Source organism: Pseudoalteromonas sp. MEBiC 03607 (assembly GCF_004792295.1).
Classification (GTDB): domain Bacteria; phylum Pseudomonadota; class Gammaproteobacteria; order Enterobacterales; family Alteromonadaceae; genus Pseudoalteromonas; species Pseudoalteromonas lipolytica_C.
This window is the reverse complement of the sequence record NZ_SRRY01000001.1, coordinates 3059874-3072958: the sequence shown is the minus strand read 5'-3', so window position 1 is coordinate 3072958 and position 13085 is coordinate 3059874. Positions and strand designations below refer to the sequence as shown.

Sequence of the window (13085 nt, the reverse complement as noted above, 5' to 3'; positions counted from 1 at the left end):
TAAGCCCTTAAAAATCATCTTTAGAGTGGCGTTCAGCTAATTGTTCAGCTTCATCACCCCATGTGCGGTTTACTCGGCGACCACGTTTTACGGCAGGGCGACGTTCGATTTGTTTTGCCCAGCGTATTACATGACTATATGACTCGACATCTAAAAACTCAGCTGCATCATATAAATAGCCAAGCACTAGGCTGCCATACCAAGGCCAAATAGCAATGTCGGCAATTGAGTATTCACTGCCCGCCATATAATCATGGTCACTTAGGTGACGGTTTAACACGTCTAACTGACGTTTAACTTCCATTGTGAAGCGGTCAATCGGATACTGCATTTTATAAGGTGCATAGCTATAAAAATGGCCAAAACCACCGCCTAAGTAGGGGGCAGAACCCATTTGCCAAAACAACCAATTGCGACATTCTGTTTTACTAGTATGATCGCTTGGGATCAGTGCATCAAACTTCTCTGCTAAGTACTGTAAAATAGCCCCTGACTCAAACACGCGAGTAACAGGTGTAGTACTGTGATCCATTAAGGCTGGAATTTTTGAATTAGGATTTACACTAACAAACCCAGAAGAGAATTGATCACCATCGCCGATCTTAATTAAAAATGCATCGTAGTCGGCTTCATCAATACCTAGCTCTAATAGCTCTTCGAGCATAATTGTGACTTTTTGACCATTCGGTGTTGCAAGTGAGTAGAGTTGAAGGTTGTGTTTACCAACGGGCAAGTCTTGTTCGTGGGTCGCACCTGAGACCGGGCGATTAGTCTTAGCCCATTCACCACCGTTTTCTGCATCCCATTGCCACACTTTAGGTGGCGTATAACTGTCGGTATTACTCATTGAAACTCCCTAAATTGTGCTTTAATGAATGTTATTACGAGATTACCATCCTAGTTGATCAACCTAAGCAAGGGAAGTAGAGTTATAAAATAGTATTATGTCGATATTGTTAACTTGTTAAGTTTAAATAATTTTCAGGAGGCTGTTATGAAAAAGCATGGCTTAGCTATTGGTTTAGAGCGAACAGGCACTACCTTTTACCTTACCTTAAAAGTGGTGGGTAAATTGACTCACGACGATTATTCGACCTTAACGCCACTGGTTGATAATGCACTTGCTTCGGTGCCTCGGGTCAAAATGAGAGTGTTTGTAGATATAACAGAGCTTGAAGGATGGGAATTACAAGCGGCGTGGGATGATTTTAAATTTGGCTTAAAACATAACAAAGAGTTTTGTCGCATTGCGGTACTGGGTAATAAAAAATGGCAACAAGTTGCTAGTAAAGTTGGTAATTGGTTTACCAGTGGCGAAGTTAAGTATTTTGAAGATGCAACAATCGCTCGCGAATGGCTATATGAACAAGGACATAAGTGACAGACTATAATCAATTAAAGGTCGCAACATTTAATTTATATAATTATTTAGCGCCACCTGACGCATTTTATGATTTTCAGCGTATTTATAGTGCTGAGCAATGGGCCAAAAAGCAGCGCTGGTTGGCCGATTACCTTAAAAATCAGCAGCCAGACATTATTGGCTTTCAAGAAGTGTTCAGTATCAATGAACTGAAACAACAAGTTAACGCAGAGGGTTACCCCTATTTTGCAGTAGTTGATGAGCCGACTGTCATTGATGACTTTATTTATCGCGATCCAGTTGTCGCGATTGCCTCACGCTATAAAATTGTCGATGTAAGTCAGGTTGAGGCAGAGCAAGATGATGCTTTAGCCATGGGCTTAAGCGCTAATTTCAACTTTAGTCGCCGCATTATTCGCGCGACACTTGAAGTGCCTCACTTAGGGCACGTCGATTGCTATGTGGTGCACTTTAAATCAAAGCGCAGCATGCTCCATCATCAGGATGATGAAAGCCACAGTGAACAGCAAAACTTAGTTATGCAGTTAAAATCACAAGCTCTTGGACGCTGGGCATCCAGCATACAGCGTGGCAGTGAAGCCGTATTGTTACTCGTTGAAATTATTAAACGCAGAGCGCACAGCAATAACCCGGTGATTGTAATGGGGGATTTTAATAATGAGTTACACGATGGCGTGCTTAACCACCTAATAGCTGATCATCTTCGCTTTAGCGGTCATAGGCAAAATAGCCCATCTCGTTCAGAGTTTAAACTACAAGATAGTTGGCAACTGTATCAGCGCCATGTTGTAATCGAAAATAATAGAGAAGCAACCCACTATTTTGGCAGTAGCAGCTCAGTGTTTGATTATATTTTGTTATCCCGTGAGTTTGATGCTGGGTTTCAGAGCAGTTTTTTTGAAGTGGTGGATTATCACACCTACGATCAGCACTTGATCAACCCGCAATTTGCCTATGATGATCAAAGCACCGACCATGGCGTTGTGATGGTGACAATGAAGCTGAGAAGCTAGAAGCTTTAAGTTTAAAGCTTCAGATTCTTATGTTTATCACGTTTTGCCATAATATAGCCGATGAATGCGCCGCTAATTGCGCCGAATAAATGGCTTTCGAATGAAATATGGATGCGCTGCGGGAATACACCCCAAATTAGGCCGCTGTATAACACAACAACCGCAATACTGATTAAAATGGCTTTGAATGAGCGGTGCATAATGCCGTAGCTAATTAAGTAGCCCCATAAACCGTATATAACACCACTTAGTCCAACATGAATGTTGCTGCGACCAAATAGCCATACTAATAACCCACCAATAAGCGCTGTGCCTGCAAACACCAGCCAAAAGCGTTTTACGCTAAATTGGCAAACTAGCCATGCAAGAATAGCAAAAGGCACTAGGTTACTAAAAAGGTGCGCCCAACCACCATGTAAAAATGGCGCAAAAAACACCCCTGATAGACCTGACATTTGCCTTGGTAAAATCCCTAAACCATTCAAATTGATGCCGGGTAGGGTATTAATTATTTGCAGTACCAAGCACACCAGCATAATGCCTAAAATGGCGAATCGCTTACTACTGATAGGAGGAAGTTTGACAGCTTTTTTTTCAGTCATGATGAGAAGCTCTTAAATCAAGGTGACCGAACGAGTATAACTTATTAAAAGTGAAGGTAAACACCCTGCTAAGCAAGGTGTTTACTAAAGGCTTGGGTTAACCTAATTTGGTAAGTAGTTTTTTCGCAGCAAGCTCTGAACTTGCTGGGTTTTGCCCTGTGATTAGTAGGCCATCTTCAATCGCAAGCTCGCCCCAATCATCGGTTTTTTGATACTGACCACCTTGTTTAATTAACTCATCTTCAACAAGTAATGGCACTACATTGGTAAGTTGTACGGCGTCTTCTTCTGAGTTACTAAAGCCAGTTACTTTTTTATCAAACACTACAGATTTACCAGCTGCATTTTTCGCATTAAGTAATACTGCACTGGCGTGACACACTGCACCCACTGGCTTATCTGAATTAAGAAATTGCTCAATTAAATTGATCGAATCTTGGTTATCAACTAAATCCCACAGCGGACCATGGCCGCCTGGGTAAAACACCGCATCGTAATCACTGGCTTTTACGTCAGCCAGAGGTTTTGTATTAGCCATTAAGGTCTGTGCTGCGCTGTCTTGATCAAAGCGTTTTGTGGCATCAGTTGCAGCATCAGGTGCCGCACTGTTTGGATCAATCGGAGGTTGGCCACCTTTAACAGAGGCTAAAGTTACCTCTGCACCAGCATCAATAAAGGCGTAGTAGGGCGCGGCAAATTCTTCAACCCAAAAGCCCGTTTTATGGCCGGTATCGCCAAGCTCATCGTGTGAAGTAAGTACCATTAAAATTTTCTTAGCTGACATAGTGAATCCCTTTTTTGCTTATTAAACATCGTTAATAACACTATAGGGGTGAAAATCGAGTTAAACAACGCAGATAAATTTGACTTCATTGGTTTAATAATTGATACAATTATTCAGGTTAGATTAGGAGTTTGTATGAAAGTATCGTTTGAGCAATTAAAAAGCATGGTGGTGTTTGCCCATATTGTGCAGCAAGGCAGCTTAACTAAAGCGGCTCAACAACTTGGTTTATCAAGGGCCGTTGTCAGTTACCACTTAAAGAAATTAGAACAGCAATTAAAGCTGACGTTACTTAATCGCTCAACGCGCACCATGACCCTCACCGAAGCAGGGATGGCTTATTACGAACGTTGTCAGGCTATCACTGAGCATGCTGAGGCTGCTAACTTACATCTTGAAAACTTAAAGAGTGAGCCCGTTGGGGTTATTAAATTGAGTTGTCCGGTGAATGTTGGCTTACAACTTGTGGTACCGGCACTGGCTCAGTTTAAGCGTTTGTATCCAAAAATTGATATCGATTTACAGCTCAGTGATGATGTGGTTGATATCATCAAAGAGGGCTATGACTTAGCGATTAGAGGCGTAGCCCTTGAGAGCTCAAATCTACAAGCCACTAAGTTTGCAAGTCTGGCGACCTGCATATGTGGCTCAGTCGATTACTTTACAAAATACCCTATACCAAAGAGCATTGCCGATTTAGCTGAGCATACGTGGGTGGTGTATCAACCAAGTAGTGCCATTGTCACACTCGAAAAAGATAAACGCCGCTATGAGGTGCCTGTTAGTGGTGGCATAAGTACCAATAATGCTGCTGCGCGAACAGCTTTTGTTGAAGCTGGGCATGGTTTAGCGAAGATCCCTGTTTATGATGCACTGCCAAGGATCAAAGCGGGATTGTTACGGACAATCTTAGATGATTACAAAACCGCAGATATTGAACTTTATGGCGTATTCCCGCCAGGGGCGGCGGGAAGTAAAAAGCTGCGGGTTTTACTTGATTACTTGAAGGATTATTTTACTAATCAAGTAGCTACTATGACGATTTAAACAAGCGTGCGGTTAAATAAAGCAACGGCTTGTTGATACATGCTGATGGCAAGGGCTGGGTCGTATCGGTCGCCTTCGTCGCGCATAAAGGCATGTTGGGCGTTAACCTCTTGCCACTGGTAATTAATTCCTGTTGCCACCGCTTGTTGGTAAATTTTAAGGCGGCCTTCTTTTGGTACATGTGGGTCTTGTTTACCCCAAATAAAATGAATTTCACCTTTAATATCTGCCATGCGCTCAAACGAGTTATTACCCGCTTGTGCAGGCAAGGTATCGCTGTGTATATCTGTCGCGTATAAACAAAAAGCGGCCTTGATACTTGGGTTTAATGCAGCGCGGTACGCGAGGTGACCACCAATACATACGCCCATGGCACCTACATTTCCTGTGCAGTAATCTTGCTGACGCGCAAATGCAATTAAAGCGTCAGTATCTGAGTCATGGCTCTCAAGCGGTTTTGCCCATTTGTCGGCATTGCCTTTGTCTTTACCTGCATCATCGTAGGCAAGTACCGTTCCAATAGGATTTAACTCATGAAAAACTTCTGGCACTAATACGACAAAGCCATGACCAGCAAGTATTGCAGCAGAGCGCGCAATCGGCGCTGTTTCTTGGAAGATCTCAGAATAGAAAATAACACACGGGTATTTACCTTCTTCTACAGGACGATAAATGCTGGTGCGCATTGCGCCTGTGTTGGTCGCTATGTCGTGGCTATGGTGCTGAATAATCATGTTAATCCTTGTAAAATCGGTTTAGCTAATAATACCTCAGCCCCACCTTTTGGACGAGTCAAAGCCCTTGAAATTTATTGATGCTCAGCTAATTTTTTGAGGCAGGGTACTGCATACAGCTTGCGTAATAGGTAAGAGTAGCAGGCCAGTCAGAGAAAATGGCCATCACACCCACTTGCTTAGCAAGGACGTCTATTACATTCATCATTTGTCCATCTTGTTTAATCACGCTGGCAATTGACTGGTAATAATAACCCCCGCCATTATCTAATGGACCAGAGCGCTCTAAACTCCAAGTAATGATGTTCAGCCCGGCTTGTTTAGCTTTAATAGCATAAAGTGAAGGCACAATTTTACCTGACTCATCAAGGCTTAAAAGCATCCACATTGGCGGTGCGATAATGCGTACTCCATCGTTATACAGAGCCTGCATTGATGGCTGCCAAGTTGTTTCATCCATGGCATTAAAGTGTGCTTGCTCATCTCTGCCATCAAGATAAATACTGTTGTTTGCAAATTCAGGGTGATTGTTTAGCCAATACTTCACATCTTCAAGATTAAATGATTGCGGATAAACATCTTGGCTATTCACACCTAAAGCTCGATACTCATCAAGCATTTTTTGCGCATAATCTTGCTGGCTAAAACCGTTAAATGGCATGCTGACTTCTGGGCTTTTTAGCTCGGGCGTCATTTTTACACCTAGTGATTTAAATAACTCAATGCTTTGCTGGTGGGTCATTACGGTGCCACTGTTTGCGTATAAATCAGTGCGCCAGCTTGGTGTGCCTTGTATATATTCTGCGACCGTTTTGGCACTTGTATTGGCGCCATCCATTTTAGCTTTTAGGGTTAAAAACTCAGCTTGGGTGATATCGCTGGTGCAGCATTTAGCCTGAGCTGGTTGGCCGTCTTTGGCCGGAGTAAAAGGTTGGCTGCATTTTGCTGCGAGCTCAGGAATCGCTAAAATGTTGGTAGTAGTGTGTAAATCACACTGTGAATGACGACACACGAGTTGTTTGTCTTTTGTAAAGGCGACGTCACATTCAAGTACGCCAGCGCCCATTCTTGCAGCAGCTAAATATGACTCTTTGCTGTGCTCAGGAAACTGCATGGGGGCGCCGCGATGACCAATGACAAAATCAGTTTTGTAAAAAGGGCCATTACCGCATGCCGCAAGTTGCTGCTTTAAAGGCCCATCAGGCATATTGTCGATTAAATAGTAAGGCCTAGCGCCAACTTGCACTGCCTGCTCCTCAGGCAGACTCTTACAACCTTGAATAATGAAAACTAAACAACATAAAACCAGTGCGCGCATAACAGCATTCCTCTAATCTAATAGAGTTTAGCCTATCATTACTCCATGGCAGTTTTATTAAGTTTCTGATTTATAATAAGTGCTAATAAGATAATCGCTGCGCCAATGGCAAGCTTGATGATATCAGCATCACGGTTCCAAATAACAATGTTAACGATGATCCCTGCTGGGATCAGTAGATTATTCATTACTGCCAGCGCACCTACATTGACGATGGTCGCGCCCTTATTCCAAGCGAAATAACCAAGCCCTGAAGCAATCGTGCCTAAGTAAATTAACACGCCCCATTGTGTAGTAGTGGTGGGCAGCTTACTGGTATCACCAAATAAGCCGTAACAAATTAGTGCGACAATTAAAGCGCCAATGAAGAACCAAGCAAACACCCGAGAGTGGTGGAGTTGCTCATCTTGCATTAAACGTTTGTAAGTTACTTGACCGGTAGCAAAGCAAATATTAGCAGCCTGCACCATTAACATACCAATGAGATAGTTTTCATCGACGCCTTCATAGCGAATAGCAACGGCACCTAAAATAGCTAGCATTGCGGCGAATAAAAACTTGGCATTAAAACGCTTTTCAAGCAAATCGTTTAACAAAGTGATGTAAAGTGGCGTCATTACCGTGAATAGCAGTACCTCGGGCACGCTAAGGTACAAAAACGAATGGTAATAAAAGCTGTACATCACACCAAGTTGTACTGCGCCTATTGCCATGAGCTTTAGTGCTAAGGCTTTAGGGGTTTTACGCCAGTGTAAAAAGGGCAAAAACACGCAAGTTGCCAAGCCAATGCGCATTAACACACTAAACCATGCATCCACTTGGCCTGCTAAATAAACACCAATAAGACTAAACGAAAAGGCCCAAAGCAGGGTTACAGCAAATAAGTAGGTCATGTTATTCGAATTATGTGCAAAAAAGGGCAGTGTATATGAGATGGCTGAAAATTAAAATTGCCCATGACGGATAATACGCGGTCATGGGCAATGGGGGGGTTAGGGTTGGCTGGCAACAAAGGCTTTTGCTTGTTGCTTTAATAGCTCGAGTGCGTTGCTATCGTAAAACGTGCTGTGCGAGACAACACCCTTTAGTGTTTGTGTGTTACGAATATCAATAAGTGGGTTTTCTGAAAGTAAAATGAGATCGGCTACTTTGCCTTCGGTAAGGGCACCGTATTGCTGTTGTTTATTTAAAAACTTAGGCCCCGCCAGAGTTGCAGCTTGCAGTGTTTGCAGTGGTGTTAGGCCATATTCAGTAAAAATACTCAGTTCTTGGTGCAAAGAAAGCCCCGGATAAATATACGAATTTAAAAAGCCCGCATCTGTGCCTGCAATAATGCTCACACCTGCTTGTTGGGCGATAGGGAGTAACTGGGCGGTTTTAATAAAACGCTCTTTGCGCTGTTTGATTTGTGCAGGGGTGTCTTTGTTAGCTCTATCAACTCGCCACTGATAAGTTGCTTTTAAACCTTTACCTAAATAATCTAAATAGGCATCGTCTTGATGATTGTCTTCATCAATGTAAGCCGTTATTTTGCCACCAATCAAGGTCGGCACCACGGCGGTGTTATTGTTGGCAAGAACTGTAAATTTATCAATGGCTGTTGGTTCATCAAACTGCGCGGTGATAATGGGCAGTGCAGTGCGATAACTTAGCTCTTTTGAGGCAACCTTTGCGGAAATATCTGCTTCGTTTTTAGCTGCAGCTTTAAGCATATAGGTCATATGCTCAATCGCATCAAGACCCGCCTTAGAAACATCAGTTACAGACAACGAAAATGGGATATGACCTGAAATTTGGTAACCCCGTTTTTTAACCTCTTTTACTGCCTTAAGATAAAGCTCAGGCGTTAAAGCGCTGTCGGTAATTTTGATAAAATCGACGTCCATGCTGTCTAACAGATCCATTGCAGCATGCATTTCTGCGGTTGTTTCTACTTCTAAATCACCGGGCCAAATAGACCCTTTACCTTCTAATTTCGGACCAGAGGTAAAAATAGTTGGGCCCACTAACTGACCTTGTTTTACTTGTTCACGCCAGCTAAGTACAGATTCACTCAAATCAGCCGCAGCATCACGAACGGTTGTTACGCCATAGGCTAAATACAGTGGCAGTAGCTGTTTATTCTCTTCAATAAGCTCATCACCACCGCCAAAATGGACATGCATATCCCATAAACCTGGCATTACATACTGACCTTTTGCATCAATAAATGTTGAGCTTTGATATTGGCTACTTAAAGGTTTATCACTACGTTTGATGATGATCCCATCGCGAATGGCAAGTGATTGCTTTGCTGTGATAGCCCCAGTTTGCATATCAATAATTTGGGCGTTTTCTATCACGATATCGGCGCGCTCATCTGGGGTTGATGAACATGCAGCTAAAGCTGAGCAAAGTCCTAAAAGTAAAGCGTTTTTCATGAGTGAACTCGTGTTTTTCTTTGAGATTAGCAAAAACGAGTTAACTGACAATTGCTTTGAGGTGAATAGGAATAAAAGCGGGGTGAAAATTAAATTAATAACTAAAAAGTATGAGGGTTTCCCCTCATACTTTAAATAACGGTGTGATTATTCAACTAAACCACGACGCTTTAATAGTGCGTCTGTAGTTGGTTTTTGACCACGGAACTCAATATAGCTTTGCATTAAGTCGCGGCTGTTACCTTTAGATAAAATCTCTTTACGGAAATTGTCACCATTTTCGCGTGTTAAACCACCTTGTTCAGTCATGTGTGCAAACGCATCTGCTGCGAATACTTCAGTCCAAAGATAAGCGTAGTAACCAGCTGAGTAACCCCCAGCAAAAGTGTGGCTAAAGTAGCAAGACTTATAACGTGGTGGTACTGGGTAGTACGCGATACCGTGCTTGTCTAATGCATCATGTTCAAACTTTTGTACGTCAGTGATATCAGCATCAACACCAAATGAGTGCCATTCCATATCAAGCAGTGCCGCCGCTAAGTACTCAGTAGTATCGAAGCCTTGGTTGAACTTTTGTGACTCAAGTACTTTTGCAAGTAACTCTTTTGGAATTGGCTCACCTGTTTTGTAGTGCTTGGCGTAGTTTGCAAGTACTGTCGGTTCAATATTCCAGTCTTCGTTTGCTTGTGAAGGGAATTCAACAAAGTCACGTGCAGTCGCTGTACCCGCTAAGCTTGGGTATTTAACATCAGAGAATAAACCGTGTACAGCATGACCAAATTCATGGAACATCGTTGTTACTTCAGAGAAAGTCATGAGTGTTGGTTGACCTTCAGCTGGCTTAGGAATGTTCTGTGCGTTGTAGATCACAGGCTTGGTGCCTTTTAAACCGCTTTGGCTAACATAGGCGCTCATCCATGCACCACCTCGTTTACCTTCACGTGCATAAGGGTCCATATAGAACAGGCCGATAGCGCTACCGTCTTCATTGAATACTTCAAACACCATCACGTCTTCGTGATAAACAGGCAGATCTTTACGCTCTTTGAACGTAATGCCATAAAGTTTATTCATCGCAAAGAATAGGCCGTCATGGATCACTGACTGCATTTCAAAATAAGGCTTAACTAAAGCTGGGTCTAAGTCGTACTTCTGTTGACGAACTTTTTCAGCATAAAACGCCCAGTCCCATGGCTGTAGTGCAAACGTTTCACCTGATTTTTTGATTACTTGCTGGATTTGTTCTGCTTCTGCTTCTGCTTTAGCAACCGCTTTTGGCGCTAAATCATCAAGAATGCCGTAAACGTTTTCAGTTGTTTGTGCCATACGGTTAGTCATCACATATGAAGCCCAATCTTTATAGCCAAGTAATGCTGCTTTTTCTGCACGTAACTTGGTTTCTTTAATGATAATAGGGCCATTTGTCGCTTGGGCACGCGTTGCAGATGTAGTCCAAATTTTTTCACGTAGCTTGCGGTTTTCAAGGCTTTGTAAGATAGGTTGGCGAGTCGTGTTCACTAGTGTGATCATGTAGCCTTCTTTACCTGCTTTTTTGGCTGCTGCTGCAAGGCTTGCGATTTCGCCTTCAGATAAACCTGCTAACTCGCTTTTATCTTTAACTAAAATCACATCTTCTTTAAATGATTTTAAGATGTTTTGTGAAAACATCGTTGAAAGCTTGGCAAGCTCTGCGTTTATTTCACGCATTTTTGCTTTTTCAGCTTCAGTTAGTTTTGCACCCGCGTTAACGAATTTTTTGTAGTAGTAATCAACAAGGCGTTGATCTTCAGCATTTAGTGACGATTTGTTGTCGTAAATGCTTTGTACGCGAGCAAATAAAGCTTTGTTTAAGTAAATGTCATCAGTGTGAGCTGACATAATCGGCGCCATTTTCGCGGCGATACGTTGGTACTCACTGTCAGAGATTAAACCCGATAAATTAAAAAATGCCGCAGAAGCGCGGTCTAATAATTCACCCGAGTATTCCATTGCAACAAGGGTATTTTCGAATGTTGCTGGCTCTGGGTTATTTGCAATCTTTGCAATTTCAGCTTTTTGTTGTGCGATCCCTGCTTCAAACGCTGGCTCATAGTCTTTAGTCGAAAGCTTATCAAACTCTGGTGCCATGTACTGTAAAGGGCTTGGCTTAAAAAGAATATTTTCAACATTGGCTGTTTGTGTTTCAGCGGCTGTTTCAACTTGAGTTTGAGTGTCAGCTTGTTGTGAACTACAAGCAGATAATAAAAGAACACTAGCAATGGTGGTTGCTACTAAGGTTTTACGCATGAGAGCTCCAAAAATGTGGATAAATCTTCTCTAACTTATCAAATTTATAAGTAGAAAGAAGCAAGTTTGTCGCTTTAATAGGTAAGTATGCCGCAAAAAAGAGTGATTCAGGGATAAAGTGTTTAAAAAGCCATCAAATAAAGGTGATGGCTAGCTTAAATTGAAAATGGCGCTGATTGCCAAATTAGATTTTTGTTAGAGTTAACTGGCATTGATCAGTTGTAGCCCAACACAAACTTTTTCTCTGAACCAAAGTTTTCAGGCATTGCATTACCAAATTCTTTATTGATTAGTGCAAGTGTCTGTTCTTGTTCAGCAAGTAAGTTCAAGATGCGGTTGCGATATTCTAGACTTGATTCAAATAAGTTTAAATCAACCAGTGGTTGTAAAGTGGCAAGTTTTTGTGTGAGTGTCATTTGTGACATTGTGTTCTCCTCGTGCTATTCAAAGCCTGCTAAACCTACAAGCTTTACCTATGTATATAGCAGCTATGGGCTAAAAGAGTTAATAATTAGCGCATTTTGCGCATAAAGAACTTAGTATTTACCAAGTTTTACCCTATTATGCCGTGCTAAACTTAGTCAAAACTGAATCAAACTCTCTTTTTACCAGGAATGTTAATTTATGACCTTTGCTGATCTGCAATCTGCATTATCGTTTGTGTTGTTCACCTATAACGATGTGCAAATTACCGTACTTAAAGTAATTCAAGTGCCTCTGGTGCTGTTTTTAATGTGGTTTGTGGTCACATGGATAGGTCGATTAATTAAAAAAGCATTGTTGGCAAAAAACCTAGGGCCAGACACAGTTCATTTATTCACCCGTATTTACCTTGTTGTAACCATCGCGGTGCTGGTGTTTACTTCACTTGAGGTACTCAATATTCCGCTGACGGCGTTTGCATTTGTCTCTGGTGCCATTGCAATCGGTGTTGGTTTTGGTGCGCAAAACATTATCAATAACTTTATTAGTGGTTGGATATTAATGTGGGAGCGACCAATTCGTATTGGTGATTTTTTAGAAGTGGGTACAGCAAAAGGAGTGGTTGAAACAATTAATACTCGTTCAACGCGTATTCGCCGTAACGATGGTGTGCACATGCTAGTACCAAATAGTCACTTGCTAGAGAATACTGTAACAAACTGGACCTTGATTGACCGTAATGCTCGTTCATTTGTGAATGTTGGTGTTGCTTATGGTTCAGACGTGGTGTTAGTTGAAAAGCTGATGAAGCAAATTCTTGATGAGCATCCTGCCATTTTAAAAACACCGGCATCATCCGTATTATTTGATGACTTTGCAGATAGCTCTTTAACTTTTAGCGCTATTTTTTGGGTGTGTGCCGAATCAGAAGCACCGCTTCGCCAAGTGCGTAGTGAACTGCGTTTTAGCATTTATAAAGTATTTGCTGAAAACAACATTACCATTGCTTTCCCACAGCGCGATATTCATATCGATGGTGAAATTGCCCTAACAAGGCGTAATAGTCAAAAATAA

General features: G+C 42.0%; 13 protein-coding genes. 4 read left to right on the top strand and 9 right to left on the bottom strand.

Annotation, left to right across the window (positions count from 1 at the left end; genetic code table 11):
- Positions 1 to 7 precede the first annotated feature (7 nt).
- Positions 8 to 847, bottom strand: a complete 840-nt coding sequence (gene yghU / locus E5N72_RS14030) for a glutathione-dependent disulfide-bond oxidoreductase (RefSeq protein ID WP_135925705.1) — start codon at positions 845 to 847, stop codon at positions 8 to 10.
- 147 nt (positions 848 to 994) lie between these two features.
- On the opposite strand from yghU, the gene E5N72_RS14025 reads away from it, so the two are divergent.
- Together E5N72_RS14025 and E5N72_RS14020 are read left to right on the top strand one after the other, a co-directional pair.
- Positions 995 to 1381, top strand: a complete 387-nt coding sequence (locus E5N72_RS14025; protein ID WP_135925704.1) for an STAS/SEC14 domain-containing protein — start codon at positions 995 to 997, stop codon at positions 1379 to 1381.
- Positions 1378 to 2397 (top strand): endonuclease/exonuclease/phosphatase family protein, encoded by a 1020-nt coding sequence (locus tag E5N72_RS14020; protein WP_135925703.1) that lies wholly within the window; start codon positions 1378 to 1380, stop codon positions 2395 to 2397. Before E5N72_RS14025 ends, E5N72_RS14020 begins: the two co-directional genes overlap by 4 nt.
- Positions 2398 to 2408: 11 nt before the next feature.
- Here E5N72_RS14020 and E5N72_RS14015 read toward each other — a convergent pair whose 3' ends face one another.
- Positions 2409 to 2999 (bottom strand): rhomboid family intramembrane serine protease, encoded by a 591-nt coding sequence (locus tag E5N72_RS14015; RefSeq protein WP_135925702.1) that lies wholly within the window; start codon positions 2997 to 2999, stop codon positions 2409 to 2411.
- 97 nt (positions 3000 to 3096) lie between these two features.
- Positions 3097 to 3783 (bottom strand): type 1 glutamine amidotransferase domain-containing protein, encoded by a 687-nt coding sequence (locus tag E5N72_RS14010; RefSeq protein WP_135925701.1) that lies wholly within the window; start codon positions 3781 to 3783, stop codon positions 3097 to 3099.
- Positions 3784 to 3918: 135 nt separating this feature from the next.
- Here E5N72_RS14010 and E5N72_RS14005 point away from each other — a divergent pair, with 135 nt between their 5' ends.
- Positions 3919 to 4830 (top strand): LysR family transcriptional regulator, encoded by a 912-nt coding sequence (locus E5N72_RS14005; protein WP_135925700.1) that lies wholly within the window; start codon positions 3919 to 3921, stop codon positions 4828 to 4830.
- On the opposite strand, the gene E5N72_RS14000 is transcribed toward E5N72_RS14005, so the two are convergent.
- The 6 genes from E5N72_RS14000 to E5N72_RS13975 form a co-directional block, all read right to left on the bottom strand.
- Entirely contained in the window at positions 4827 to 5564 is a 738-nt protein-coding gene (locus E5N72_RS14000) for a dienelactone hydrolase family protein (RefSeq protein WP_135925699.1), read from the bottom strand. The genes E5N72_RS14005 and E5N72_RS14000 overlap by 4 nt on opposite strands.
- Positions 5565 to 5652: 88 nt before the next feature.
- Positions 5653 to 6882, bottom strand: a complete 1230-nt coding sequence (locus tag E5N72_RS13995) for a glycerophosphodiester phosphodiesterase family protein (RefSeq protein ID WP_135925698.1) — start codon at positions 6880 to 6882, stop codon at positions 5653 to 5655.
- Between the two features lie 38 nt (positions 6883 to 6920).
- Positions 6921 to 7775 (bottom strand): carboxylate/amino acid/amine transporter, encoded by an 855-nt coding sequence (locus tag E5N72_RS13990; protein WP_135925697.1) that lies wholly within the window; start codon positions 7773 to 7775, stop codon positions 6921 to 6923.
- A 99-nt stretch (positions 7776 to 7874) separates the two neighbouring features.
- Positions 7875 to 9302, bottom strand: coding sequence for an amidohydrolase family protein (locus E5N72_RS13985; protein WP_135925696.1), 1428 nt, complete (start codon positions 9300 to 9302; stop codon positions 7875 to 7877).
- A 147-nt stretch (positions 9303 to 9449) separates the two neighbouring features.
- Entirely contained in the window at positions 9450 to 11588 is a 2139-nt protein-coding gene (locus E5N72_RS13980; protein ID WP_135925695.1) for a M3 family metallopeptidase, read from the bottom strand.
- A gap of 215 nt (positions 11589 to 11803) precedes the next feature.
- Complete coding sequence (locus tag E5N72_RS13975) at positions 11804 to 12013, bottom strand: hypothetical protein (RefSeq protein WP_135925694.1); 210 nt, start codon at positions 12011 to 12013, stop codon at positions 11804 to 11806.
- Between the two features lie 199 nt (positions 12014 to 12212).
- On the opposite strand from E5N72_RS13975, the gene E5N72_RS13970 reads away from it, so the two are divergent.
- A complete protein-coding gene (locus E5N72_RS13970) occupies positions 12213 to 13085 on the top strand; it encodes a mechanosensitive ion channel domain-containing protein (protein ID WP_135925693.1) in 873 nt (290 codons plus the stop codon).